This is a genomic window from Tissierella sp. MB52-C2 (assembly GCF_030931715.1).
Taxonomy (GTDB): Bacteria; Bacillota; Clostridia; order Tissierellales; family Tissierellaceae; genus Tissierella.
Genome location: NZ_CP133261.1, coordinates 315801 through 341799, shown reverse-complemented (window position 1 = coordinate 341799; position 25999 = coordinate 315801). Strand labels below are relative to the sequence as shown.

Below are 25999 nucleotides of genomic sequence, written 5' to 3'. Positions count from 1 at the left end.
TATCACCTATATAATATTTATTTGTATTATAAAAACTACTCTTTTTTTTCATTCTATACTATTTACATAATAATTTCTACTCTTTTTTAAATTTATTACTTTATCCCTATAGACCTCCCATAATCTTTAAGTATATTTAACATTGATTTCTTTTTCTTCGGAGTATCTAGCCATTGCATATAGACAGTCTGAAAGTCTATTTACATATTTTAAAACCAAAGGGTCCACCTCTGCATAGTTTGACAAAGTAATAATCCTTCTCTCTGCTCTTCTACATATAGTTCTAGAGACATGAAGATATGCCGATTTTTTTCCTGAGCCTGGCACTATAAAATTAGTTGGATTATTTAACTTTCCCATATATAAATCGATTATCTTTTCCAAGTCATCTATATCTTTTTCCGATATATGATATTTCACCTTTGTACTATCTTCTGTTGCTAGATTTGTGGCAACGGTGAATAGCTTATTTTGAATCTCTTGAATTAGCCCATACATTTCCTTATCATCTACATAGTTCTTCGCCAATCCCATAAAAGACCCTAATTCATCAATAGTACCATAACTTTCCACTCTTATATCATCCTTTGATACTCTTTTGTTATCAAAAAGCCCTGTAGTACCTTTATCTCCAGTCTTAGTATAAATCTTCATATCTACACCTCCGTTTTTTATTAAATCCAATTTTATTTAGAGTAAATTTAAAAAACTAGTTTTTCACCCTATAGTTTACATTACCTTAAGCTTTATTCAAAGCTATCCACTCTTTACTATTTTTCTGGTCTTGGTCCATAGTATTGATAGTAATCTACTTTTATCCTTCCGTTATATAGCTTTCTCTTCTTATTTGCTTTTTTGCCATACTGTTTTTCAAACTCTTCCTCAGAAGTAATTACATATAATGACCAGGTGTCTAACTCCTTAAACTTAATTCCTAAGTCTTTATGCAGTCTTTCTACTTCTCTTTTCTCACTTAATCTTTCACCATAAGGTGGGTTAGTTATAACTACCCCATATTCATTTTTTAGTTCTGCATCTCTAAAGTCTTTAATAAAAAATGCAATATCATCTTCTAGTCCTAGATTTGCAGCATTATCTCTAGCACGAAGAATAGCCTTTCTATCTATATCACAACCAAGGATATGCAGCTTAGTATCATTGTCTATTACTTGAAAAGCTTCCTTCCTCGCTTCCTTCCAGTATTCTTCCTTTACCTTCGGCCACCCTTCTGCCGCAAAATTTCTATCAAGACCAGGAGCCATGTTTCTCCCTATCATGGCCGCCTCAATCGGTATAGTTCCTGAACCACAGAATGGGTCCAATAGAACTCTATCCTTATTCCAATAGCTTAAAAGTATCATAGCTGCAGCCAATGTCTCTTTTATAGGGGCATCTCCTTGTCTATCTCTATATCCTCTTTTATGAAGTCCTTCTCCTGATGTATCTATAGTTAAAGTTGCTACATCTTTGAGAAGTGACACTTCAATAGTATATTTAGCTCCTGATTTCTCGAACCACTCTACATTATATTTAGTCTTTAGCTTTTCTATCACTGCTTTTTCTACTATTCTCTGACAATCTGATATACTAAATAACTTTGAGTCTATACTCTTTCCATTTACTACAAAGTTTGCATCTTCCGTGATCCATTGATCCCATGGCAGTGCCTTTGTTTTTTCAAATAATTCATCAAAGGTTAAAGCCTTAAACTCTCCCATCTTTAAAAGAACTCTATCTGCCGTTCTTAACCATAAATTAGTCTTTGGTATATCTTTTTCTGTTCCAGTAAATATTACTTTACCGTTTTCTACCACTAAATCATTATATCCTAAATTCATTAATTCTCTTTTTACTACTGCTTCTAAACCAAAGGTAGCAGTAGCTATTAATTCAATATTTCCCATTTCATCTCTCCTTCAAGAATCTCTAACTCTATTATACTCTAAATATAAAAGATTTACCTACATAATATTGATTATTTTTTTTAATACTTGGGTATATATAGTAACAGGTTAGAAATAATAATTGTGGAGGGATTTTATATGAAGAGTATAGGCAGTTTATATCAAAGTGGAGATTGGAAAGGTGAAAAACACGTACCAGTAATTCATGCTCCTGAAAAAGTTAAGCTTGGGGATTTAGTAGATATTAAAGTTATGGTTGGAGAAGAAATAGCACATCCAAATACATTTGAGCATTACATATCATGGATCAAAGTCTATTATCAACCAGAAGGACACAAATTTCCAATAGAAATTGGATCCTGTAATTTTACATCTCATGGTGAAAGTGAATTATTTACTGAACCAAATGTATCACTTAGATTTAAGCCTTCAAAATGTGGTACAATATACGCAGAGTCCTATTGTAATATCCATGGACTATGGGAAAATAGCGTAGAGCTTAAAGTCGAAGCATAATATCTATATGATTTTTAACTTGTAATCAAAAGCCTGGAAATTTTCTAGGCTTTTTTTCTTTTATCCTTGACAACATCTCCATATTGTATTAATATAATATAAATATAACTATATATAGACTATGAAGGTGTTCAGTAGCTAATTAAAGGTGAATCCACAGAGAGTAGATTATTGGTGAGAAATCTACATCCTTCAATTAACGAATTACAACTCTGGAGTTTCAATATTTTATTGCGTTTCCCACACGTTACGTGGCTGAGGCTTTATGCGAATTAAGGTGGTACCACGGGTTTCCTCTCGTCCTTTAGATGAGATGAGGCCCGTTTTTTATGACCTAACACAGCGAGTGTAACGAGCTGATGTAGGTCAAACGCAACGAGAACCAAATCTATACGAGTGTAACGAGTAAATAGATTTGAGTTTCGAGACTGCGGCAAATGACCTAACTTAGCGAACGATAGTGAGCTTTAGTAGGTCAAACACAATGAGCACCAAATCTATATGAGCGTAGCGAGTAAATAGATTTGAGTTGCGAAACTGCGGCATTTAGAAAACAGGAGGGATAAAATGGAGAATGTATTTGACATTCTAATGGATAGGGGATATATAAAACAAACTACCCATGAAGAAGAAATAAGAGAACTATTAGGTAAAGAAAGTGTAACATTTTATATAGGATTTGACCCTACAGCTGATAGTCTCCACGTAGGTCACTTTATAGCCATGATGTTTATGGCTCATATGCAAAGAGCAGGTCACAGACCTATTGCTTTAGTTGGTGGCGGTACTGCAATGGTTGGAGACCCATCAGGCAGAACTGATATGAGAAATATGCTTACTAAAGAAGATATAGCATATAATGTAAGTTGTATAAAAAAACAATTAGAAAGATTAATAGATTTTAGTGATGGCAAAGCAATTTTAGAAAATAATGCTGATTGGCTACTTGATTTAAATTATGTTGATTTTTTAAGAGAAGTAGGAGCACATTTCTCTGTAAATAGAATGTTAACTGCTGAGTGTTTCAAACAAAGACTTGAAAAAGGATTGTCCTTCTTAGAGTTCAACTATATGTTAATGCAAGGGTATGACTTCCATGTATTAAATGAAAAACATAACTGTAAAATGCAATTAGGTGGAGATGACCAATGGTCAAATATGATTGCTGGTATGGATTTAGTAAGAAGAAAGTCTAGTAAACAAGTATATGCGATGACCTGTACACTTCTTACAAATAGTGAAGGGGATAAAATGGGTAAAACTGCTAAGGGTGCTGTATGGCTAGATCCAGAAAAAACATCTCCTTATGAATTCTACCAATATTGGAGAAATGTTGAAGATGCAGATGTAAATAAATGTTTAAGAATGCTTACATTTATTCCTATGGATGAAGTAAGAAGACTTAGTGCATTAGAAGGATCAGAAATCAATACTGCTAAGGAAATATTAGCCTTTGAAGTAACTAAATTAATCCATGGAGAAGAAGAAGCTAATAAAGCACAACAAGCAGCTAGAGCACTATTCTCAGGCGGTATAGATGAAGGTTCTATACCATTTACAGAAATGAATAAATCTACCTTTGAAAAAGGTATAGGTATTCTTGACTTATTAAAAGAAATAGGTCTTACTAAATCTAATGGTGAAGGAAGAAGACTAGTAGAGCAAGGTGGCATATCTATTGATGAGGTAAAAGTTGAATCTATAGATAAACAAATTACACTAGAGGATTTCAAGGATGGAAAAATAATGATTAAAAAAGGTAAAAAAGTATATCATCAAGTGAGAATTTAAAATAACTCCGATTTTTGAAGTCAGACTTCAAAAATCGGAGTTATTTGTTAATATCTTATAAGTCTTTTTTTAGCTGCTTTTTTTAATTCAATCATTTTATTTCTTTTATAGAGTTCTCTACAGCTGTAGGCAAACTTCAAAGTATGAACGTCTGTTGATTCTACACACATGCTCAATATATAGTTCCATGAGAAGTCTATTATTCTATCTTTTTCAGTAGTAAACATTAGATTTTCATTAGTTAATAAATGTGTAATAACACAAGTAGTCATAATATCTAGTGCAGTATCAAAATCATTATAGTATTCCTTTAATACTAATAATGCATGAAGTCCTGTTATGCAATGTAGTATAACTATACTACCTGAATTAATATAAGTTGGCAGTAGAATTTGAAGTAATGTATTTATCTTCTCATCTTCATCTCCATCTATTAAAAATCCTAATTTCATATAATCTTCACTTTCATATAAAGCTTTAATTTTTTGGCCCATTGTGGTTTTAGATTGTAGTATTTCTTTTATCTTTTCATTATTTATCAATCTATCTAATTCTTGCAAAATATCTGTAGGATTAATTTTTCTTTCGAATATATCTGCCTTTCTATAAGCTGTAATATAATATGCCAAGGCTCTAGCCACCTCTTCACTTAATTCCTCCTCCATTTTGAAGCCTTCAACTCCATAAGCTAATCTAATGGATGTATGAAAAAGCCCAGATGACATACCAAATGGATAAGTATTAAGTACATATCTTATAATTTCATCTATGTTTTTTTCCTTAATTTCTTTTCTTATGATATCTAAACATGATTCATATAATTCTCGTTTCCCAAGGCATTCTTCTATGGAGTTAATTTTTATATAGTCTGTTTTTACTGGATCAATATCTACACATTTTACATAAGTTTCGGTAAAATCCTTTACCTTTTCTAAATCTTGACTCATTTTATATAATGCTAATTGAGCCATTGGTAAATGATTTACCAACCCCTTTAGATAAGGTGAATGTTTGTTTCCATACTCATTAATCAAATTTCCTACAATCATATATAATCCCCCTTTAATATACTCCAGTAGTATTGTAATACCCAGCTTTTTTTATTATAATCCCTACTTTATTAAGTTAATTTAATAACATTAAACCCAAGGATTTATTAATTCTATAAATCCTTGGGTTTATATGCTTTTTGCTATTTATTTAACTTTGCAAAGGTTTCTAACGCCAAAATAATTTGTCTCTTTTCACCTTCTACAGATCCTATGCCTTCCATTACATAGTCCCCTATACTTTCTTTTAATCCTGAGTCATATTTTACAACATTGTTTAGTATACTAGCTGTTTTTACTCCTCTAAGCTGTCCAATTACGAACAAGGATGAAGTTTCCATATCTGAAGCCAATATATTTTTACTATTCCAATACTCCATTATTTTGTCTTCATTGTCCGTATAGAAAGAGTCATGGGATCTAACTATTCCATAATGATATTTGTATTTTAGTTCTTCACAAGTATCTATAATTAAATTAGTAAGTTTTATATCTGGTACAGCTGGATATGTTGGGGTTATATACATACTTGTAGTACCTTCTTCTCTTGTGGCGGCAGAACAAACAATTAAATCACCTATGTCGATATTCGATTGAACTGCACCACCTGAACCTATTCTAATAAGGTATTTTGCACCACAGGAAATCAATTCTTCTATGGCTATGGAAGCTGACGGGCCTCCTATTCCTGTAGATGTGACTGTTATGGGAACCCCCTTATAATAACCCTTTATAGTTCTAAACTCTCTATTATATGCTACTTCTTCATAAGAATCTAATAATGCTCCCACTCTCAAAACCCTTCCTGGGTCTCCTGGAAGTATTACATATTCAGAGATGTCTTTTGGTTCACATAGTATATGAGGCTGTTTCATTTTATCACCTTCTTATTTTTTTCCTTGTAGTAAAGCTTCTCGTATTGATTCTCCTAGACTAGGATGAATGATTAAATTAGATAATAAATCATCTGCTGTTTTTCCTTCTTTTATCATAGAACCTATTAGTCCAATATATTCAGATACATTTTCTCCTATCATCCATAGCCCCAGGATTTTATTTTCTTCGTCTAGTATGACCTTTACAAAACCATAGTCTATATTCTTTGCCCAGCCTCTCCAGGAGTCTTTAAATAAAGCAATTCCTATTTGATATGGAATATTATGTTCCTTCAATTCCCATTCTTGTTTACCTACACCTGCCATTTCCGGCAGAGTAAATATTGCCCTTGGTAAAATATGATGGGATATATCTATTGGGATATTTTTTAATATATAATCTGCTACACTTAATCCCTGCTGAATAGCCACATGAGCCATTCCTAAAATTCCATTAATATCTCCTATGGCAAATATATTCTTTTCATCAGTTAATAAATTTTCATAGACTATTATATTATTTTTATTTGTTCTTATATTTGTATTTTCAATGCCCAGTGGAAAATTAGGCTTTCTCATAAATGTTACTAGTGCCTTTTCAGCAGAAATTATATCTCCATTGTCTAGTAGTATCTCTACTCCTTCAGTACTTACCTTTGCACTTTTAGCTCCCACACCTTTTATTATATTTACACCCTTTGATACTAGATGAGCCTCTATGGGTTCTACTAAATCTCTATCATTTTCATATAAAATACTATCTTCTTTTTCTACAATAGTAACATCTACACCTATTTCAGAGAATAAAGCTGCAAATTCTATCCCTTCAACATTTCCACCTAAAATAATTATATTTTTTGGTAGATTAGTTAAATCAATGGCTTCCTTATGAGTTATTATATTTACTCCATCAACGGGAATTTCCTTTATACTATGAGGTTCAGTTCCTGTTGCAATGATAAAATACTTAGCTTCTAATATTTTGTCATCTAACCTAAATGTCGTTGAATCTAAAAATTCACCATTACCAATGTATATATCTACTTCTTCCTCTGTTAAATCTTTTTTAATCTTTGTATCTAAAATATTTAAATCCTCATTCCATTTATTTATAAGTGTTTCTTTAATATTTTCAATCTCATCACAATTATTTTTTATATTCTTAAAGGAATCCAATGCCTTTTTCACAGGTAAAGCTCCCCATCTTAGAGCTGTTCCACCTAAGGAGTGTTTCTCTATTAACGCTACAGTCTTTCCGCCTCTTCTTAGAGCCATGGCACTATAATATCCTGCAATGCCACCGCCTATTATGACTACATCGTATTTCTTATTCATCAAGGATTATCGCCTCTTCCTTATTCTTTTTCCTTTTATTCATTTGTCTTTGAGTCACAAAAACTAATGCAAATATAGTAGCCAAATAAGGAATCATTTGAGTGAACTGAGCAGGAACTCCTACTACCTGTAGTCTAATGCCCAATGCATCAAAGAAACCAAATAGTAAAGCAGCTAAGAAAGTACCCATTGGATTGGCTTTACCAAATATTATTGCAGCCAATGCAATAAATCCTCTATTGGCACTCATATTTTCTGTAAATAAAGTTAAATATCCTAGGGATAAATGGGCACCAGCTAATCCGCAGAATATTCCACAGAATATGGAACTAATATATTTCATTTTTCTTGGACTAACCCCTGCAGTCTCTAAAGCATTAGGATATTCTCCTGCACCACGCATCCAAATTCCATGAGGTGTCTTGTATAGATATATGTAAGTAAGTATTACTAATATCCAGCTGATATAAATAAATATAGTATGATTATTAAAGATAATATCTAGAAATTTTATATTATCCATAAATGGAAAGTTTATTTTAGGTAAGGGTATTATATCTGGTGAAGAAAATGCACCCTTTACTCCAAATATACTTCTTAATAAAAATACTGTTAATCCTCCTGCAAAAATATTTATGGCTATACCTATTACAAATTCGTCTGATTTTAAATCTATAACAAATAAAGCAAATATTAGTCCTATGATTAAACCTACAATAGCTGCTAAAGCTACTCCTACAAAGGCATTGCCAAAGAAATAACTCCCAACTACTGCAAAAAATGCACCTAGAAGAATCATTCCTTCCATACCTATATTTAATATTCCAGCTTGTTGAGTAAGTAATCCTCCCAATGCTGCTAAAATCAGAGGAGTAGCTGTTCTAATGGTATGCTGCAGCAATGTTAAATTAAAAATATCCTTAAACATTTTCCTCACCTACCTTACTCTTAGCTATCTTTTTCATTTTCCAGTTCTTATATATATTTTTAAAACCTGCTTCCCCTGCAATAAATAAGATTATTATGGATTGGATAACTGACACTAGCTCTGATGGTATTCCTATGGAGTTTTCCATGGAGACAGAACCTGTCTTCAATGCTCCAAAGAATATAGACATCAATACTACACCGATAGGATTGTTGTTTACTATTAGGGCTATTAACATACCATCGAAGGCGTATCCTGGGGATATATGCTGTAGAAATCTATAATGGACTCCAAAAACTTCCAATGCTCCAGCAATTCCACATAATCCTCCCGATATTATCATGGCTATTACCATTTGATTTTTATCTTTTATTCCCGCATATCTTCCAAATATATTATTTTGTCCTACTATTTTAAAGTCATATCCATAGGAAGTTTTCTCCATTAAGTAGTAAATAACCAAGGCTATAATCATCATATAAAATATACTTGTATTTAATGTAGATAGCTTAACTAATCGAGAAAATTGAAATTGTTCTGCTATCATTTCTGTACCACCCATTTTACCTTGAGATGAAGCAAATGGGTAATTAACCAAGTATGCAGTAAATAATGTGGCTACTGTGTTTAACATTATTGTAGTTATTACCTCGTTTACGTCATACTTTACCTTCAATATGGCAGGAAAAAACGCATAGGCTCCACCAACTAATGCACCTGCAACAATCGCTAATATTATACCTATTGCTCCTGGTAGATTAGTAAAAGTAATACCTACATATGCTGCTGCAAAAGCACCTAAATAAAGCTGACCTTCTCCACCTACGTTTGATATCCCAGCTCTAAAGGCTATGGCCGTTGCCAGTCCAGTAAGTACTAAAGGAACTGTCTTAGCGAAAGTAGTCGCTATATTATATTTTGATCCAAAGGCTCCTGTTAATAAAGCACCATATCCCGCCAATGGACTTCTACCATTTGCCATCATAATTAAAGCTCCTATTAAAAGTGATGCAAATATAGATATAAATAGGGAATTCAAATATTCAAAGTTCTTATTCTTAGTTAATCTTTCCATCTAATTCACCTTCTTTAAATTTGTATGTTCTTTCCAGTCATATAAAGCCCTATTTCTTGTTTTGAGACTTCACCTTCCTTAAACTCTCCAGTAATAATCCCTTCATAAATAGTTATTATCCTATCTGACAATCTAAATATTTCGTCTAATTCTGCTGAAATCAATAGAATAGCACATCCTTGATTTCGCTTTTCAATTATTTGGCTATGAATAAATTCAATTGCCCCTATATCTACCCCTCTAGTAGGCTGTGATATAATCAGTATAGGGGTATTAAAGGAAAATTCCCTAGCAATAATTACTTTCTGCATATTTCCGCCAGATAGATTCCCAACCAGAACATCTTCCGAAGGAGTTCTTATGTCAAACTCTTTTATGAGTTCTCTGCTTTTTTCTTTAATCTTTGATTTATTTAAATGAATACCTTTAATGGCATAAGGTTCATTATGTTGACTTCCCATAAGGATATTTTCTGAAATTGAAGCATCTTTAGACAGACCCATAGCGAGTCTATCCTCTGGAACATGGGCAATCCCTAGTTTTCTTATATCCCTTGGAGACTTATTTGAAACCTCAACTCCATTAATAAATATTTTTCCACTTTCCTTTTCCCTAAGCCCAGTTAGCACTTCTACTAGTTCGGACTGTCCATTTCCTTCTATTCCTGCAATCCCAAGAATTTCACCAGGTTTTAAGCTTAAATCTATACTCCTTAATGCTATAAGACCTCTATTATCCCTAGCTCGCAATCTTTCTATCTTTAATATTTCTTCATATTTTCTATCTTCTATATGTTTTTTATCTATTTTATCCAATAACACTTCTCTACCTACCATCATTTCTGCTAAAATCTTTTCATTGGCAGCTTTAGTATCCAAAGTGCCTATCATCTTTCCTTGCCTCATAACACTTACTCTATCAGAGATAGATAATACCTCTTGAAGCTTATGAGTAATTATTATTATGGTTTTTCCCAGTTCAGTTACTAATTTTTTTATTGTTTTAAATAGTTCCTCTGTCTCCTGTGGAGTTAAAACGGCAGTAGGTTCATCTAATATTAAAACATCTGCCCCTTTATAAAGTGCTTTTAATATTTCCACCCTTTGCTGAATCCCTACAGATAATGATTCTACCTTTAACTTTGGGTCGACTATTAATCCATAAGTCTCAGACAGTTTTCTTGTGGACTCTATGGCTTTTTCCTTGTCTATAAATATTTTTCTCTTTTTAGGCTCTGTACCTAGTACTATATTTTCTGCAACAGTAAATGAAGGTACCAACATAAAATGTTGATGTACCATACCAATCCCTAACTCTATTGCATCTAAAGGACTTGACAATCTTATAGATTTGCCATTAAAATAAATCTCTCCTGTAGTTGGTTCATGGAGCCCATACAATATATTCATCAGTGTAGATTTTCCTGCTCCATTTTCTCCGATGATTGCATGGATTTCTCCCTTTCTAATATCGAGATTTATATTATCATTCGCTAATACTTCTGGGAACTGTTTAGATACATTTCTTAACTCTAAAACCTTTTCATACACTTAAGTTTCACCTCTTTATCTAAAAAACTGTTTTAAAATGGAGAAGTAGCTAGCTACTTCTCCATTAATTATTACTTACCTGCTGGTACAGTAATTTCTCCACTAATGATTTTTGCTTTAATATCTTCAAGTGTTTTCTTCATATCTTCAGTTGCAAATTGTATCATATCTTCTGTACCATAAGATACTCCTACACCATCTTGAGCTAAACCGTAGTATACAACTTTACCCTTTTCTACTTCATCTTTTTGGATCTTTTCTATAACATCATAGATTGATTTTCCTACTTCTTTAACCATTGAAGCAACTATATTGTCTGGATTAACATAACGTTGATCTGTATCTACTCCTATGGCATATTTCCCATGTTCTTTAGCAGCTTCAAATACACCTTCTCCTGTTTTTCCTGCTGCTTGGAATATAATATCAGCTCCTCTTCCATAAAGAACCGTTGCATTATCCTTACCCTTTGCAGGGTCTTCGAAATCCTCTGCAAATATTGTTTGAATTTCAATTTCTGGATCAATATACTTTGCTCCTGCTTCATATCCAACTTGATAGTTTCTGATTACAGGAATATCCCTACCACCAACCATACCTATTAATTTGCCTTCATCTATTCCTTCTATAGATGTTTCTGTTGTTAGCATAGCAGCCAATGCTCCTGCTAAGAAAGCTCCTTCATTTTCTGCATAGGAAACAGTGATTACATTATCAATTCCTTCGATTTCATTATCTACATATATATAATGAACATCTGGGAACTCTTTTGCAACAGCTGGCACAACATCAAAAAATTCAAAACCTACTACTGCTACAATTGAACCATATTGGGATGCTTGTACTACTTGATCGTTTAGTAAAGAAGAATCATTTCTACATTCATATACTTTGTATTCAATTCCAAAATCATTCTTAGCTTTTTCTACACCTTCATGGGATGAATCGTAGAAAGAACGGTCTCCTAAACCGCCAGCCAATACTAAGCCTACTTTTACCGCATCTCCAGATGCTTCCTCTGGATTACCTGAAGCGTCTAGTGTACCAGGAGCCTTTTTACATCCTGATAATGCTAAAGATACTATTAACATTAATGCTAAAAAAATTGTAAGTTTCTTTTTCAAGAAAAATACCTCCTTATTATATATTGTTTTTATATAAAATCGAAATAATCGATTCTATTTGCATGGTCATTCATTTTTACTTATTTTCTCTTGCTTTTTTAGTTCATTAATATCTATTATGGTAATATAATTATTAGACACATCTATTAGCTTACTTTCCTTTAGCTGTTGCAGAACTCTATTTATGCTCCTAGATGTAACTGCAAATTGCTCACTTAACTGTTCCTTATTTATATCTATTTGTATTCCAGTACTAGACTTAACTCCAGAATCTGTCCTATATAGAAGATAATTACATATCCTATATTTTAAAGAGTATAAAGTATTTTCTCCTGCTACTTTAGATAGTGTGTAAAAATTATGACACAATGTTTTCATTATATGTAGAGAAAAGTGTCTATCCTTATCTATCCATTTTAAAAAGCTTTCCCTGTTTATTCGTATTAATTGAATATCTGTTAAAGCTTCAATAGAACAACCATAGGGTTTATTATCAAATATCTCTAGCTCTCCAAAGTAATCTCCTTTTTTATATATAGCTTGAGAATACTTTTTTCCATTCTCTCCGTTTATGCATATATTAGCGTATCCACTTACTATAATATAAAAATATTCATATTTCATATCCTGATGGCAAATTATTTGCCCCTTTGAATAATTCATACTTTCCCATTTGTCAAGAACATTATATGGACAATCCTTTAGCATTTTTTTTATTATCTTATTAGACTCAATAATTTCTATTATATTCACTACATTCGCTCCTTCAAGTATATAGTAAGCCAAAATTATTTTAAAGGACATCTGTCCTTAAATAATATACTTTTACTATAAATTATACTATATATGTAAAAAAACAGGAATTATGTCCTTCTATATCAAATTAAAAAGATTATTCTTAAACCTTTTAAGAATAATCTTTTTAATTTTGATGTAATATTATCTAAATATTATTTTATCATTTTCTATGGAATCTACAATAGCTAAAGATTCTAATTTTATGCCTTGATCCCTTAAGTTTTTTCCGCCATTTTGAAAACCCTTTTCTATGACTATTCCTACACCTGCTAAGTTACAGTTAGACTGTTTTATTATATCTATTAACCCCTCTGCTGCCTTTCCCTTGGCAAGAAAATCATCTACTATAAGTATATTTTCTCCCTTATTCAAATATTTTTTAGATACTCTTATGGTATAAGTCTTATCCTTAGTATAGGAATAAACATTACTTTCATATGTATCTTGATCAAGATTCTTTGAGTCCGTTTTCTTTGCAAAAACCACAGGTACATTAAAATATTGTGATGCAACAACAGCTATGGCAATACCCGATGCTTCTATGGTAAGTATTTTATCTATCTTTTCTGATGAAAATCTTGATTTAAACTCCTTGCCTATTTCATTTAGTAAATCTACATCTATTTGATGGTTTAAAAAACTATCTACCTTAACTATATTGCCTTCTTTAATATCTCCGTCTTTATTTATTCTCTGTTTTAATAATTCCATATTATCCACTCCAATAATTAATTTGTATTATCTTATAATAATTATTAGATTTATGCAAGTGTGTTATTCTTTAACCTGTATTTGACATACCTTCATTGCATTTAGTGCATTCTCATGGCTTTCTTTGGTTACACCTGCACAACACTTCGCATCTACAAAAATTTTTACTTCTGGTAAAAATGCTTTTATAGTGAAAGCATTTGATATTACACAAATATCTGTACAAAGACCTATTAATTCTATTTCATCTATAGGCTCTTTATTATCCATTTCTACTAGTTCCATGACTAAATCCTTTGAACCAAAGGTTACTTTATTATAAATAGTATTTTCGGGGCTTATTAACGCTTGAATATCATTGTGTATTTCCCATCCTGATGTACCTTCTATACAGTGAGTTACGGGCAAATATCTACCTTCCTGTGTGGATAAATAGTTCTCCCCATGAGTGTCTCTGGTGTATATTATTTTTCCTTCAAACTCTTTAATTTTCTTAACTACGTTTGAAACAATATTTACTGCCTCTTTTGTACCTAATGAACCGTCTATAAAATCGTTTTGCATATCAACAACTAATAAAACGTTGTTCATTTAAATCCACCTTTCTTTTTTTATTTTATAAACCTATTCTTCCCCTAGTAATTTCTCTATAATCATATGGGTTTTATAACCTTCTTCAAAATCAATAATCTTAGCCTCTTCTCCAGCTATTGCCCTAAATACATTATCTAATAAATCAACTAAATGATTTTCTTCTTTAATATCTAATTTCTCTAAAGCTGTACCTTTTGTAGCTATCCATAACTCTCTCCAATTCTTTAAGTATATAGATCCCTCTGTACCAAATATCTTAAAACACAATTCTTCTTCCATGCCCACATCAGTAACTCCATTGATTAATACTGGAACTCCCTTTACCATTCCTCTTGCAATAATACTCTTTTCTGAGATTTGAGGGTTTTCAGGATAATCTATAAATGAACTTACATCCTCTATATTTCCAAATAGTCTCTGAGTCATTTGAATATAGTGAGTAACTACTTCTCTTACAAAACCACCTTGCTCCCTTGATGTTATCCAATCATTTTGTTGCCATGGCCTTGGCCAATGAGTAAAGTACCCTTGAAACTCAACTCTAACTAAATCTCCAATAAATCCTTCCGCTAAAAGCTCCTCTATTTTTTCATAGGCCTTCATATATACAGTAGGAAAGTTCATTCCATGAACTATATTTTTATCTTTGGCCACTTTATACATTTCTTTTGCTTCATCTGTTGAATTTGCTAAAGGTTTCTCACATATAAAGTGCTTATCTGCCTTTAATATATCCATGGCTATGGGATAATGATATTTTGGAGGAACTGCTAGGTAAATAATATCTATATCTTCATCCTCCAATAAAGTATTATAAGAATCTACACTTTTCAAACCATATTTCTCTGTTATTTCCCTTAATCTATCAGTATTTATATCATATATTGCCTTTATATTTGATCTTGGATGATTGTTACTAGCATTTATGACTCTCTCTGCAACCACTCCTGCTCCTATAATTCCCATATTCATGTTTTTTCCCATTGCGCTCGTCCTTTCTTTCTATTGTCTCAAGAGCAAAGTCCACTCCAGCTACTTTTTATTATGTTTATATTGTTATCTTACCATAATTTTCAAGTATTGAAACTGTTTAAAAATAGATTTTATTAGTCCTATTAAAACCAGTTTTAATTGAGAATTATTTAGTGTATTATATATATAAGAAAATACTATAAACGGAGGAATAGTTATGTATAGTTTTAGAAATGATTATAGTGAAGGTGCACATCCACGAATTTTAGAATTACTTAGCAATTCAAATTATGAGGCAAATATAGGTTATGGTAAAGACATTCATAGTCATAAGGCAAAAGAATATATAAAAAAATTGATTGAAAAAGAAGATGCTGATATACATTTTATTCCTGGTGGAACCCAAACTAATATGTTGGTTATTTCCTCTTTCTTACGACCACACCAATGTGTGATTTCAGCAGATACAGGTCATATCAATGTCCATGAAACTGGTGCAATAGAAGCTACAGGACATAAAGTAGTAGCTATGCCTTGTAAAGATGGTAAGCTGACACCTGATATTATAAAAAAAGCTCTAGATTACCATACTGATGAACATATGGTTCAGCCTAAAATGGTATATATATCAAGTTCTACTGAACTAGGGACTATATATTCAAAGGATGAATTAATATCAATTCATAAAATATGTAAAGAAAATGGATTATTATTATTTTTAGATGGTGCAAGACTAGGTTCAGCTCTTACATGTAGATCTAATGATTTAAATATTAAGGATATAGCAAATCTAGTGGATATATTTTATATTGGCGGGACAAAAAATGGAGCATTGCTAGGGGAAGCTTTGATTATCTTAAATCAAGATTTAAAAGAAGACTTTCGTTTTCTAATAAAACAAAGAGGAGCAATGGCAGCTAAAGGGTTTGTTCTGGGAATTCAATTTGAAGCATTATTTCAAGATGATTTATATTTCGAATTAGCACGACACGCAAACGAAATGGCTGAAAGACTAGGATCAATCATTCAAGAGGCAGGATATAAATTCTATACTGAACCATATACAAATCAAATATTCCCAATTTTTCCAGATACTCTCCTTGAAAAGATGGAAAAGGAATTCGTATATGAGTTTATTGATAAAGTAGATGAAAATAATACTGCCGTACGATTTGTTACATCTTGGGCAACAAAAATTGAAGCTGTGGAGGCTTTAAGAGATTTTTTTAATAAAAACAAATAAAAGAAATGGGGACAAATTGTCCTCATTCTATTTCATTTCTTCAAAGGCCATTTTAGACTGATTGCAAGTAGGACACTTCCAATCCTCTGGTAAATCTTCAAAAGCCGTATTAGGCTCTATATCATGAAGTTTATCTCCTCTATCAGGTCTATAAATATAACTACATACTGTACATTTATAATTATTCATATTATCCTCTCCTTATTATTCTATGAAGTCTTTTTCTTTCATCTTTTCTGCAAAGTCATTCCAACTGACTTCAACACTTCCACTACATTTTTCTACTGTATATTTAAGCAATCATACTGAAATCTTAACTCTATTCACTTTCCTCCTGAAAATATAAAATCTGCAACCTTTCTAATTTCTATCTAATATGTTTTTCCATTCATCTTCTTTAAATCCAACTAAAACATGATTTTCACCTACTAATATAGGTCTCTTAACCAGCATACCATCTGTAGATAAAATATTTATCTTCTCATCATCATTCATATCTGGCAGTTTATCCTTTAATTTTAACTCCTTATATACATTGCCACTTGTATTGAAAAATCTCTTTATAGGATAATTACTTTTAGTAATCCATTCTCGTAATTCTCCTTCAGTCGGATTGTTTTCTTTAATGTTTCTTTCTTCATATCCTATATTATTTTCTTCTAGCCATTTCCTAGCCTTTGTACACGTAGTTCACTTTGGATAACATAATAATAAATATTTCATAAAATCCTCCTTTAAGTATTTTTTTATTTAATTTTTTTCTTATGGTAGTATTTCATATTTATAACACTGAATCCTTGTTTATTATTATACACCACTTCTCTAAAAACAAAATATTTCTCTTAAAACTTTTAAACAAAATCCAATAACTATTGCTACTAAAATAGCTCTGCAAAAATTTTTCAGATTCATATTAGACCTTTTTCCAAATGCCCATATAGAAAACATTATGATATTAATTAGAGGTATAAATAGTATTGTTATTACCCCTACCCATTCCATAACAGTCATTACATCTTCAGTATCACGAAAGCTGGAATATCCAGAAGGATTATCTTGAAATTTATTGTTCTTAGTAGTATCATAATCTTTGAAATCCATTTCAACCTCCCTCTCAACTAATATTTTATATACCCATTTATTATAAATTTTCATATATATTTCTAAATCTCCTTATCTAAGATAAGAAGATTTTCATTTTACAGTCTAATATCAATACCATTTCCCTTTTCTTTCTCATTTATATCTTTATCAATCTTTTCTTTATTTTTGCCACCATTTTTATTATACTCTGATTCAACTTTATTTGCTGCTTCCATAAGATATTCTCCATAGATTTGGTCACCTCTGTCAAAAGCTGCTTTTGCCTCTACCTTAGATTCCAATATTATATCTCTAGCTTCTCTTTCACTTTTAGCAACTTTTATCCTGCTTTCTATTTCTTTACGTCTTTTATTTGCTTGTACAGCTTTCTCTAGCCTATCGGGGGCTTTTTCCATAATCATAGCTCTTTCTTCTGCTGTAATATCTTCTCCCCTTGCAATTTTTCTGGCTATTTTATCTAATACTATGGATTCATAGATTCCTTTATACATATTACCTTCAGGTTCTTGGGGTCCTTCTAATTTTTCATTTTTGTCTTGTTTTATACTTGTTGTAAATATATTCTGTCCTGACATGATAATTTTACTATTCCAAAGCTTAAATCCTATGTTTTTTTTATTATTTTGCATAAAGTTATTAATATTAAATTGATTCCCTGTTATTTTCACATTCTCACCCTTTCCCATATATTATCTACCTTATATTATATATCGGCAAAACGGAAAGTAGTTTAATCCTAATTTATAGCTAATTTAAGGAGTCTATATTTATTACAAAATAGACTCCAATGCTATTTTTATATCCTTTTAAATATAATCCACGTCTAAATTAAATACCATAGTCTTGTTGTCTAATAGTCCCTTATCTTGAGACTTTCCAACAAAATCATCACCAAACATTGAATATAGTTCACCTGATATTGTAAGTTCAGGCAGTCGTCCCAATAGCTTTTCTCCATCAGTTAAGAATGCTAATTGCACAGGTGTTCCAAATACTCCTTCCTGTGTAAAATCTCCTCCTGAACCTATGATAACTAATACACCTAACTGTCCATCTAATAATTCCTTTAAAGTCTTATCACTAGATTTTACAACAAGATTCCTAGGTGCTAAGGATGGAAGCTTATCATATTCTGATGAAGCACTTCCTGTAAGGGGTAAATTAAATTGTGATGCAGTTTTTTTATCTGTATATGGAGTTATTATCTTACCATTTTCAATTAAGGTGTATCTGTAATCAGGATTTACTACACCTTCTGCATCGAAAAATTCAATTCTTGTTAATTCTTCTTCCTCTGCACTTTGATATAATGTAAATTTATCACTAAACTTTTTCTCTCCTATGAAATCTTTAAACAATGAAGCACCTGTTCCTACCTTGTATCCGTTCATTTCCTCTATTATTTTCATTAAAGGTAACCCATCATCTACTAAAAAGACTACAGGCTGTTTTCCTTTAATAGGTAGTTCTACCTTGTTTCTATAAGCTGTTAAAGTTTCCCTTATATTGTTTAAAATCTTCTCTCCGCTATATTCCCTATCTACATATCTTAAAAAAGCATCAAATACATTCACAGAATTTTTTTCTTTTATTATAATTCCTGCTCCAACTACTCTATCTATATGAGTTAGATTAATTCCCTTATTATTTATTAACTTAGTTTCAAAGTCTTGGATATAGACATTATTTGAAAAAATAAAATCTGGAAACTCTTCCCTTAATAATTTAAGTAACTCCTCTACTTCTTTTACCAACTCTTCATGGGATAATGCTTCTTTCCTATAGTCAACCTTTTTTACAAGATTAGCAGACGGCTCATAGGGATAAGGTATTTCAAGCTTTAAATTTTCAATTGCTCTTTTTTCCAACTCAGATTCATCTACTTTTCCCACAGCTCCTGCAATACCAATAAATCCATTTTCATACACTCTAAAACCTATTTTAGTAATATCCTTTTTTCTTACAGATTTTATATTTGATTGAAGAATATTTATACTTATTTCTTTGAAATTATTAATATATTTTTCCTTAATCATAGAAACCCCTCCTTACTGTACCGTAATATTTTTTACTCTAATATAAGGACCACCCATACCTACTAGAAGTGGAAATTGCCCCATTTTCCCACAACCTGATAATGAAGAGAAAAGAATTTCTATTTCCTTTGAGATTCCATCTATTTCATATAAAGCCTCCATTACATTACCACTAATAACTGCAATATTTACAGGTTCTGCAATTTTTCCATCTCTTATCATATAAGAAATACTAGGTGCTATGGTAAATGTTGACATACCTGAACCATGTCTTATATCTTCAACTAATATACCTTCTTCTACCTCTGAGATTAGTTCTTCTTTAGTCTTATCTCCAGCTTCAATATAAGTGGTAGTCATTCTCACTATTGGCTCAAACTCAAAACTTAAGGCTCTTGCATTACCTGTTACATTCTCTTTAAGAGATGCAGCTGTCAAACTACTATGAAGTCTCCCTGAAAGGATTCCATCTTTAATAAGATAAGTTTCATTATATTTAGTACCCTCATCATCAAAGGGAACAAATCCACTTCCTAAAATATCTCCCCTATCAACTATAGATAGATTATCTACGCCTACTTTTTTACCAATAGTCCATTCTTTCATCATGGTTTCATCTCCAACCATGAAATCTGCTTCAGATTTATGACCAAAACTTTCATGGGTGAATACTCCCGTTGCTATAGGTGAGAATATGATTGTGTATTTTCCAGGCTTAACAGGTTTGGCATCCCTAGTATAAATAATATCTTTATCTATTTTATCTCTAAGTTTTTCATGTAATAATTTAAGTTCATTAAAGTCTATGGTAGTCTCATCATAGATACTATCTAAAGTCTTGCCGTCTACATTTATAGAATATCTAAAGCCGATAGCACAGGTCTGATAATCAAATCTCAAACCTGCACCTTTGCTGGAAAAAAACTGTTTTGTTATTTTACGGTCAACATATATTGCTCTCCACATTTTTATTTCTTCCATTTCACTTATAATTGGAAAGTATGATTTCAAAAGATCAAGCTTTTCCCCTTGACTAATATTTAATATATCATTATCTTGAAAATATAGAAATTCTCCAGTATTGATTTCGAATTTTCTAACTACAGGGTCTTCATTGATTTTCTCATTTTTCTTAGCCATAAGGGCAAGTTTATCTATTTCTTCTTGAATATTATCTATATCTGTAGTTGAACTGTAGTACCACCTTTCTCCGTCAAATATTCTAATGAATCCACCCTTATGGTTTCTTTTTAAATTTTGTCTTAGTTGTTTATTCTCATAGGTAATTTCACTGATAGAAACATCTTCTAATCTTACATCTGTATAAAGGCTCTCTGGAAAAATATACATCTAATCCCTCCCTAAAGTTTTAGTTGACTAAATATTACTAATATTACAAAATATTGTCAATGAATACTATCTATTATTTTAATTTTTAATATAGTTCCTTGCTGCTTTATAAATTGTATATTAGTAGAAAATAAAATATTCTATATTGATTATGTATCATTGTCACTCTCTCCCATAAGATATATAATAATTTTGAAAGGAGTGTTTCTTATGTCTACTATTAGTTGTGAAGAAATGAAAGCTATGGACTCATATGCTATAGAAAAGATTGGCATTCCCAGTATAGTTCTAATGGAAAATGCTGCTCTTAAAGTAATGGATAATATTGATTTACAGAAGATAAATAGTTTCAATGTAATATGTGGAGTGGGAAATAATGGTGGGGATGGTCTAGCCATAGCTCGTCATCTTATGGTAAATGGAAAAAATGTAAATTTATTTATTATTGGTAATTTAGATAAAGGTACCAAGGACTTTAATATTAATTTAAATATACTTAAAAATATGGAGGTAAAATTTACTCATGTAACTGGAGAAATGGAACTAGAAACTCTTAAAAATTCTCTAATGAAGAATTATTTAACTATAGACTCAATATTTGGAATTGGATTAACACGAAAAATTGAAGGTATATTTAGAGAAGTGATTTCTTTAATCAACGATTATTCAAATAATATTCTTTCAGTTGACATTCCCTCTGGATTAGATGGGAATACAGGAGAAATTCTTGGCATATCTATTAAAGCAAATAAGACTATTACCTTTCATCTAATTAAAAAAGGATTACTAAAAGGCAAAGAATATACTGGAGAAATAATAGTGGAACCTATTGGCATACCCAAACACGCTACTAATGAGATCTTAAATAGACGATAGGGTTGTCTCTTTAGAATACTAAAAAATACTCCTCTCTGAGTTTAGCTATATTTTGCTTTTACCAGAAAAGAGTATTTTTTCTTATGGTTGTTATTCCATAAATTTTAATATTATTTCATATTGAACTTATTCTATAGATTATATTGTTCTTTAACCAAGTCAGACAATCCTACTTTTTCTAATAATTCCATCGGAGCTAAAAATGTAACTGTTGCCGTTCCTGGATATCTGCCAATTTCTAATCCACCTGTTATTGTAGCTCTATTTTTAACTTCAGGTACACTTATCTCTAAAAGATCAGCAGCTCTGCTAAGTCCATTGTCAATAGCTTCGTTTAAGTTTGTACCTGTACCTACAAAACTAATAGGTGCAGTCTTTTCTAGAGTTTTTATTTTCCACATATCTGCCATTCTTTCTGCCTTTTTCATTTCTTCTGGAGTAATTGGTCTAGCTAGATAAGGTAAATCCTCTTTTACAGGTAATATAATTGGGCCATCTATATTTAAATTTTTGATTACTTTTACTTTCAATGTAACCACTGATGATACATCGCAAGTATGACCAGCTATTTCACCATCTCCTTGCATAGCGTGGACATCTCCTACATATACTCCCCCACCTTTTACTTTAACAGGACATATTACAACTGCACCTTCTCTTACTCTATTAACGTCCATATGTCCATCAGTTTTATGTTTAGCCAATTCTTCCTCTGTCAATGCATATTCATGGGGAGCATCTATTAAGAATGATCCAAAATCACCTGCGTTATGAGAGTCTGGCATAGCTTTAGATGGTGTTGTACCAAGTTGCCCTATAAATGGCTTTAATCTAGAAATACTTCCTGCTATATCGTGTGGAGCAAAAGTAAGTATAGGGTTTTGAATAGAATTATCTGGAGTTGCCATGTATGATTTTGCCTCTCCGGCAACTTCTTCTGCCATCTCTTTAGTTAATGTAACTCCTACTGTTTTATCTTCATTAAATGCCATTGTATATCCATTAGTGAATTGAAAAGGTGCGATTTCCTCACCACAATTTGCACAATGTACTGCTGTATATCCAATACCTACTAGTTTAGTTTCTGGATAAAGTCTTTCACATTTTGGGCATCTTCCTGCAACAAAGGGGTCTCCTACAAAGTTTTCTGGAACTGTAGATTCATTACCTGATGATGCTACAGTAGATGTTACTGTAACGGATTTAATATATATTGCAATAGCGTCTCCTACTTCTGCATTTTCAACATATACTGGTTTTGTTACCTCATGTCCTCCTCTTAGTGCTGGTGTTATCATTGGTCCCCAGCATCCTGGTGCAGTATTCGCAACTATTAATCCACCATCTTTTACTGGTCCTAACATTTCTTTATTTGGATCTAATATTCCATTAGTAAATTCATTAACAAATACATACTCTCTCAACATATCTATATCCTCCTTGAATGTTTCTGAAAATTAATTATATAAGTTATCTTATGACTAATATGAACATAATAATATTCTAGTTATAATAAATAAAACAACAATATTTGTTCACTATTTATTTTATCCCATCCTAATATTCCCATTTTCAAATTCATCTATGCAATAACATAATCAGTTCCCAAGGATTCCTATTTTAAATTGTATATCTATTCTTTTATTTCCATTTCTAAAAGTGCCATCCCAAGAGATTTTCCATGTTTATCAACAGCAAGGCTTCTTGTGACACCTCCGCCTAAAGAATCTTCAAGTACAAAGTTAAATGCACATATATTATCAAGTTCATATCTTTTGACTCCGCCAAAACATATTTGAGAAAAGAATTCTTCTACCTTTTCTGCAGTTAAAAACTCTTTAAGCATAGGATAGTCCTTTTCATCATAAGGAATAACTGCAATATTTGACATATTGCCTTTATCTCCAGTTCTAGTATGTGCTATTTCTTTAAGTTTCATTTTTATACCTCCCAATAAGTTATATCAGTAGCTATATCTTCCTTCGGAATAATCATTGCGCCAATGGATAATACCTGTCTCACCCTAGATTCTACTCCTGAAGAGCCTGCAGGCCCATTTGTATAAAGATAATCTAATTCTTGGGATATAAGCATTGCATCTTCATAAGTCTTTGTTCTTCCACTTATCCTAAGTCTTATCTCGCTATGTTCCTCCGGTGCAAATCTATCTGAAATATTTGTTTTATACAAAGAGTTATAACCTATATAATCGACTCTGTACTCATCTATATTTGCTTTTACTATTTCTAATCGTTTTTCAATTATATCGGCACACAATTTTGCACGAGAAAGTGAATTTAAACCACCAAAACTTACTTCCCCTTCTCCAATATAACAATCACAATATCCTATATTTACTTTATAAGTATCAGGCACTCCTTTAGACACAGCTCCTGTTACAAGTACAACATCCTTCTCAACCTGTTTAAAATTAACATTAGTAAAGTCCACCATGGCATTGGGAGTAATATAGCAGGCTGGATCTGTTATTTCATATAACAACTGCTCTTTACATGTACGGGGAGATACCTCTCCACCTGACCCCTTCACCTTAGTAACTATAAAATCTCCAGTTTCATCGATTTCAGCAATTGGATGGCCTAAAATATGAAGATTTTCCACATCTTTATATCCTGGATCTGCAAAATATCCACCTGTAACTTGTCCTCCACATTCTAAAAGATGTCCTAGTAAAGTGGCTTGTCCTATTTTATGTAAATCATTTTCAGTCCAGCCAAATTCATGCATCATAGGTCCTACAAATAATGCCACATCTGCAACACGTCCTGTAATTACAATATCCGCTCCATTATCAAGTGCTTCTTTTATTGCTTCTGCTCCTAAATATACGTTTGCAGATATTATTTCAGCGTCAAGTTCACCAAGAGTTTTTGTACTTTGCCACATGACCATAGATTTGTACTTCTCTAAATTATGGGTCAAATCATCTCCTGAAACCATGGCAACCTTAATATTAGTAATATTCAACTCTTTTGCGACTTTTAATATAATATCAACAGCGGCACTAGGATTTGCCGCACCCATATTAGTAACTATCTTTACTTCATTTTCCTTTGCTTGCTTTAAAATCCCTCTCATTCTTGGTTCAAGCATAGGAGTATATCCCTTTGATGGATCCTTTAGTTTTTGTTGCTGATTATTTGCAATTGTCCTTTCTGCAAGACATTCAAATACAATATAATCTATATCTCCCTTTTCCACCAATTCTATTGCCGGTTCCAGTCTATCAAAGGAACATCCTGCTCCACAACCTATTCTGATCTTTTTCATACTTAAACTCCTTCCTTTAAATGTAGCCACAGTAGAACAAATCCACTGTGGCCGCACTTATATTTCTTATTTATTTTCGTTAAGAGTCCAAAACAATATCCTCTTTTTTAACTTCTCAAATAAAAGCATAACGATGACAATAAAGCATCCCATAAATAATAATCCAGCAATTACCCTTGCATAATCTGAGAAATCTGCATAATATTGGATAAAATATCCAAGTCCAGAATTCGTTGCAAACATTTCAGCTATTGCAAGTAAAATAAATGCAAAGTTTAAAGCTGTTCCTGCTCCAGCTAAAATAGATGGGGCAGCGGCAGGCAAGATCACATTAAATAGCTTTTTATATCCCCTTAATTCTAATACTTTAGCATTATCCAAATATTTTTGATCTATTAGAACTATTCCATTTATAGTACCATTTAAAAAGGGCCAAAAGCATCCTATAAATATAACTGCCACAGATGACAAATAAAATGTTGGCATAATAGCAATAAGATATGGAGTCATCATAGATGGTGGAATTGGATTAAGAGCAAATATGATTGGCTTTAGAGTCTTGTTCAGCCTTGGATTAGTACCTATTAAAATTCCTAATAAGATGCCAGAAAAAGCAGCACCAAAATATCCCGGTATCAGAAGTTTTGAAGAACTAATGAGGCTTTCCAATAATTTAGGCATAGAATCATAAAATTTAGGCCCAATTTTTAAGAAACCAGGAAATAATACTGGGTCAAGAATATTATAAACATCAGTAGCAAGTGTATAAATTAAAAATGCTGCAATTATAATTATAATAGTTCCCATATAATTTTTAATATTTCTTTCGTCTTTTAACATTTAATCTCACCTATTATAGATAATAATATCTAGTTCT

General features: G+C 31.8%; 26 protein-coding genes and 1 pseudogene. 4 read left to right on the top strand and 23 right to left on the bottom strand.

All coding sequences use genetic code 11. The features are described 5' to 3' along the window. Positions 1–126: 126 nt before the first annotated feature. Together RBU61_RS01650 and RBU61_RS01645 are read right to left on the bottom strand one after the other, a co-directional pair. A complete protein-coding gene (locus RBU61_RS01650; protein WP_308877739.1) occupies positions 127–654 on the bottom strand; it encodes a cob(I)yrinic acid a,c-diamide adenosyltransferase in 528 nt (175 codons plus the stop codon). A gap of 116 nt (positions 655–770) precedes the next feature. Continuing rightward, the gene (locus tag RBU61_RS01645) at positions 771–1904 is read right to left on the bottom strand and encodes a class I SAM-dependent RNA methyltransferase (RefSeq protein WP_308877737.1); all 1134 of its coding nucleotides are present in this window, start codon (positions 1902–1904) and stop codon (positions 771–773) included. Between the two features lie 138 nt (positions 1905–2042). On the opposite strand from RBU61_RS01645, the gene RBU61_RS01640 reads away from it, so the two are divergent. Both RBU61_RS01640 and tyrS read left to right on the top strand, forming a co-directional pair. Continuing rightward, entirely contained in the window at positions 2043–2420 is a 378-nt protein-coding gene (locus RBU61_RS01640; RefSeq protein WP_308877735.1) for a class II SORL domain-containing protein, read from the top strand. Between the two features lie 567 nt (positions 2421–2987). Beyond that, positions 2988–4211 carry a tyrosine--tRNA ligase gene (gene tyrS / locus RBU61_RS01635; RefSeq protein ID WP_308877733.1) on the top strand — a complete coding sequence of 408 codons (1224 nt, stop codon included), beginning with the start codon at positions 2988–2990 and terminating at the stop codon, positions 4209–4211. A 47-nt stretch (positions 4212–4258) separates the two neighbouring features. Here tyrS and RBU61_RS01630 read toward each other — a convergent pair whose 3' ends face one another. The 11 genes from RBU61_RS01630 to RBU61_RS01580 all read right to left on the bottom strand — a co-directional run bounded on the left by RBU61_RS01630 (position 4259) and on the right by RBU61_RS01580 (position 15234). Beyond that, on the bottom strand, positions 4259–5260 hold the full coding sequence (locus tag RBU61_RS01630) for a questin oxidase family protein (RefSeq protein WP_308877731.1): 1002 nt from the start codon (positions 5258–5260) through the stop codon (positions 4259–4261). A 143-nt stretch (positions 5261–5403) separates the two neighbouring features. Continuing rightward, the gene (locus tag RBU61_RS01625) at positions 5404–6135 is read right to left on the bottom strand and encodes a nucleoside phosphorylase (protein ID WP_308877729.1); all 732 of its coding nucleotides are present in this window, start codon (positions 6133–6135) and stop codon (positions 5404–5406) included. A 12-nt stretch (positions 6136–6147) separates the two neighbouring features. Continuing rightward, positions 6148–7470 carry an NAD(P)/FAD-dependent oxidoreductase gene (locus tag RBU61_RS01620; RefSeq protein ID WP_308877727.1) on the bottom strand — a complete coding sequence of 441 codons (1323 nt, stop codon included), beginning with the start codon at positions 7468–7470 and terminating at the stop codon, positions 6148–6150. Then, a complete protein-coding gene (locus RBU61_RS01615) occupies positions 7463–8398 on the bottom strand; it encodes an ABC transporter permease (RefSeq protein ID WP_308877726.1) in 936 nt (311 codons plus the stop codon). The genes RBU61_RS01620 and RBU61_RS01615 overlap by 8 nt, the downstream gene beginning before the upstream one ends. Further along, complete coding sequence (locus RBU61_RS01610) at positions 8391–9473, bottom strand: ABC transporter permease (protein WP_308877724.1); 1083 nt, start codon at positions 9471–9473, stop codon at positions 8391–8393. The genes RBU61_RS01615 and RBU61_RS01610 overlap by 8 nt, the downstream gene beginning before the upstream one ends. A gap of 14 nt (positions 9474–9487) precedes the next feature. Beyond that, positions 9488–11023: an ABC transporter ATP-binding protein gene (locus RBU61_RS01605; RefSeq protein ID WP_308877723.1), complete on the bottom strand. Its 1536-nt coding sequence runs from the start codon at positions 11021–11023 to the stop codon at positions 9488–9490. 71 nt (positions 11024–11094) lie between these two features. Beyond that, positions 11095–12147, bottom strand: coding sequence for a BMP family ABC transporter substrate-binding protein (locus tag RBU61_RS01600; protein WP_308877722.1), 1053 nt, complete (start codon positions 12145–12147; stop codon positions 11095–11097). 66 nt (positions 12148–12213) lie between these two features. Next, on the bottom strand, positions 12214–12900 hold the full coding sequence (locus tag RBU61_RS01595) for a Crp/Fnr family transcriptional regulator (RefSeq protein ID WP_308877720.1): 687 nt from the start codon (positions 12898–12900) through the stop codon (positions 12214–12216). A gap of 186 nt (positions 12901–13086) precedes the next feature. Continuing rightward, positions 13087–13656, bottom strand: coding sequence for a xanthine phosphoribosyltransferase (locus tag RBU61_RS01590; RefSeq protein ID WP_308877717.1), 570 nt, complete (start codon positions 13654–13656; stop codon positions 13087–13089). Between the two features lie 63 nt (positions 13657–13719). Beyond that, a complete protein-coding gene (locus RBU61_RS01585) occupies positions 13720–14247 on the bottom strand; it encodes an isochorismatase family cysteine hydrolase (protein WP_308877715.1) in 528 nt (175 codons plus the stop codon). Between the two features lie 33 nt (positions 14248–14280). After that, positions 14281–15234: a Gfo/Idh/MocA family oxidoreductase gene (locus RBU61_RS01580; protein ID WP_308877713.1), complete on the bottom strand. Its 954-nt coding sequence runs from the start codon at positions 15232–15234 to the stop codon at positions 14281–14283. 205 nt (positions 15235–15439) lie between these two features. Here RBU61_RS01580 and RBU61_RS01575 point away from each other — a divergent pair, with 205 nt between their 5' ends. After that, positions 15440–16465: a low specificity L-threonine aldolase gene (locus RBU61_RS01575; RefSeq protein ID WP_308877711.1), complete on the top strand. Its 1026-nt coding sequence runs from the start codon at positions 15440–15442 to the stop codon at positions 16463–16465. A 27-nt stretch (positions 16466–16492) separates the two neighbouring features. On the opposite strand, the gene RBU61_RS01570 is transcribed toward RBU61_RS01575, so the two are convergent. The 6 genes and pseudogenes from RBU61_RS01570 to RBU61_RS01545 all read right to left on the bottom strand — a co-directional run bounded on the left by RBU61_RS01570 (position 16493) and on the right by RBU61_RS01545 (position 20955). Next, the gene (locus RBU61_RS01570) at positions 16493–16654 is read right to left on the bottom strand and encodes a rubredoxin (RefSeq protein WP_308877709.1); all 162 of its coding nucleotides are present in this window, start codon (positions 16652–16654) and stop codon (positions 16493–16495) included. Between the two features lie 171 nt (positions 16655–16825). Continuing rightward, positions 16826–17143, bottom strand: a pseudogene (locus RBU61_RS01565) (Spx/MgsR family RNA polymerase-binding regulatory protein); the annotation flags it as partial. A gap of 144 nt (positions 17144–17287) precedes the next feature. Then, positions 17288–17566, bottom strand: coding sequence for a hypothetical protein (locus RBU61_RS01560; RefSeq protein ID WP_308877707.1), 279 nt, complete (start codon positions 17564–17566; stop codon positions 17288–17290). Positions 17567–17664: 98 nt separating this feature from the next. Further along, positions 17665–18255, bottom strand: a complete 591-nt coding sequence (locus tag RBU61_RS01555) for a hypothetical protein (protein ID WP_308877705.1) — start codon at positions 18253–18255, stop codon at positions 17665–17667. A 120-nt stretch (positions 18256–18375) separates the two neighbouring features. Further along, the gene (locus tag RBU61_RS01550; RefSeq protein WP_308877704.1) at positions 18376–19605 is read right to left on the bottom strand and encodes a metallopeptidase TldD-related protein; all 1230 of its coding nucleotides are present in this window, start codon (positions 19603–19605) and stop codon (positions 18376–18378) included. 12 nt (positions 19606–19617) lie between these two features. Beyond that, entirely contained in the window at positions 19618–20955 is a 1338-nt protein-coding gene (locus RBU61_RS01545) for a TldD/PmbA family protein (protein ID WP_308877702.1), read from the bottom strand. Positions 20956–21165: 210 nt separating this feature from the next. Here RBU61_RS01545 and RBU61_RS01540 point away from each other — a divergent pair, with 210 nt between their 5' ends. Continuing rightward, a complete protein-coding gene (locus RBU61_RS01540; RefSeq protein ID WP_308877700.1) occupies positions 21166–21831 on the top strand; it encodes an NAD(P)H-hydrate epimerase in 666 nt (221 codons plus the stop codon). Between the two features lie 131 nt (positions 21832–21962). Here RBU61_RS01540 and RBU61_RS01535 read toward each other — a convergent pair whose 3' ends face one another. From RBU61_RS01535 to RBU61_RS01520, 4 genes are all read right to left on the bottom strand, one after another. Further along, complete coding sequence (locus tag RBU61_RS01535) at positions 21963–23258, bottom strand: acetamidase/formamidase family protein (RefSeq protein WP_308877698.1); 1296 nt, start codon at positions 23256–23258, stop codon at positions 21963–21965. A gap of 206 nt (positions 23259–23464) precedes the next feature. Further along, positions 23465–23770: a hypothetical protein gene (locus RBU61_RS01530; protein WP_308877697.1), complete on the bottom strand. Its 306-nt coding sequence runs from the start codon at positions 23768–23770 to the stop codon at positions 23465–23467. 2 nt (positions 23771–23772) lie between these two features. Next, positions 23773–25122 carry an acyclic terpene utilization AtuA family protein gene (locus RBU61_RS01525; protein WP_308877694.1) on the bottom strand — a complete coding sequence of 450 codons (1350 nt, stop codon included), beginning with the start codon at positions 25120–25122 and terminating at the stop codon, positions 23773–23775. Between the two features lie 66 nt (positions 25123–25188). Further along, a complete protein-coding gene (locus RBU61_RS01520) occupies positions 25189–25962 on the bottom strand; it encodes an ABC transporter permease subunit (RefSeq protein WP_308877691.1) in 774 nt (257 codons plus the stop codon). Positions 25963–25999 lie beyond the last annotated feature (37 nt).

Excerpts from the sequence above, each read along its gene's own strand:
- RBU61_RS01560 (WP_308877707.1), bottom strand. The coding sequence starts at position 17,566 with ATGGATTTCAAAGATTATGATACTACTAAGAACAATAAATTTCAAGAT.
- RBU61_RS01625 (WP_308877729.1), bottom strand. The coding sequence starts at position 6,135 with ATGAAACAGCCTCATATACTATGTGAACCAAAAGACATCTCTGAATAT.
- RBU61_RS01630 (WP_308877731.1), bottom strand. The coding sequence starts at position 5,260 with ATGATTGTAGGAAATTTGATTAATGAGTATGGAAACAAACATTCACCT.
- RBU61_RS01540 (WP_308877700.1), top strand. The coding sequence starts at position 21,166 with ATGTCTACTATTAGTTGTGAAGAAATGAAAGCTATGGACTCATATGCT.
- RBU61_RS01640 (WP_308877735.1), top strand. The coding sequence starts at position 2,043 with ATGAAGAGTATAGGCAGTTTATATCAAAGTGGAGATTGGAAAGGTGAA.
- RBU61_RS01580 (WP_308877713.1), bottom strand. The coding sequence starts at position 15,234 with ATGGGAAAAAACATGAATATGGGAATTATAGGAGCAGGAGTGGTTGCA.
- RBU61_RS01575 (WP_308877711.1), top strand. The coding sequence starts at position 15,440 with ATGTATAGTTTTAGAAATGATTATAGTGAAGGTGCACATCCACGAATT.
- RBU61_RS01570 (WP_308877709.1), bottom strand. The coding sequence starts at position 16,654 with ATGAATAATTATAAATGTACAGTATGTAGTTATATTTATAGACCTGAT.
- RBU61_RS01535 (WP_308877698.1), bottom strand. The coding sequence starts at position 23,258 with ATGTTGAGAGAGTATGTATTTGTTAATGAATTTACTAATGGAATATTA.
- RBU61_RS01645 (WP_308877737.1), bottom strand. The coding sequence starts at position 1,904 with ATGGGAAATATTGAATTAATAGCTACTGCTACCTTTGGTTTAGAAGCA.
- RBU61_RS01545 (WP_308877702.1), bottom strand. The coding sequence starts at position 20,955 with ATGTATATTTTTCCAGAGAGCCTTTATACAGATGTAAGATTAGAAGAT.
- RBU61_RS01550 (WP_308877704.1), bottom strand. The coding sequence starts at position 19,605 with ATGATTAAGGAAAAATATATTAATAATTTCAAAGAAATAAGTATAAAT.
- RBU61_RS01520 (WP_308877691.1), bottom strand. The coding sequence starts at position 25,962 with ATGTTAAAAGACGAAAGAAATATTAAAAATTATATGGGAACTATTATA.
- RBU61_RS01590 (WP_308877717.1), bottom strand. The coding sequence starts at position 13,656 with ATGGAATTATTAAAACAGAGAATAAATAAAGACGGAGATATTAAAGAA.
- RBU61_RS01525 (WP_308877694.1), bottom strand. The coding sequence starts at position 25,122 with ATGAAAAAGATCAGAATAGGTTGTGGAGCAGGATGTTCCTTTGATAGA.
- RBU61_RS01555 (WP_308877705.1), bottom strand. The coding sequence starts at position 18,255 with ATGGGAAAGGGTGAGAATGTGAAAATAACAGGGAATCAATTTAATATT.
- RBU61_RS01615 (WP_308877726.1), bottom strand. The coding sequence starts at position 8,398 with ATGTTTAAGGATATTTTTAATTTAACATTGCTGCAGCATACCATTAGA.
- RBU61_RS01650 (WP_308877739.1), bottom strand. The coding sequence starts at position 654 with ATGAAGATTTATACTAAGACTGGAGATAAAGGTACTACAGGGCTTTTT.
- RBU61_RS01530 (WP_308877697.1), bottom strand. The coding sequence starts at position 23,770 with ATGAAACTTAAAGAAATAGCACATACTAGAACTGGAGATAAAGGCAAT.
- RBU61_RS01610 (WP_308877724.1), bottom strand. The coding sequence starts at position 9,473 with ATGGAAAGATTAACTAAGAATAAGAACTTTGAATATTTGAATTCCCTA.
- RBU61_RS01620 (WP_308877727.1), bottom strand. The coding sequence starts at position 7,470 with ATGAATAAGAAATACGATGTAGTCATAATAGGCGGTGGCATTGCAGGA.
- tyrS (WP_308877733.1), top strand. The coding sequence starts at position 2,988 with ATGGAGAATGTATTTGACATTCTAATGGATAGGGGATATATAAAACAA.
- RBU61_RS01585 (WP_308877715.1), bottom strand. The coding sequence starts at position 14,247 with ATGAACAACGTTTTATTAGTTGTTGATATGCAAAACGATTTTATAGAC.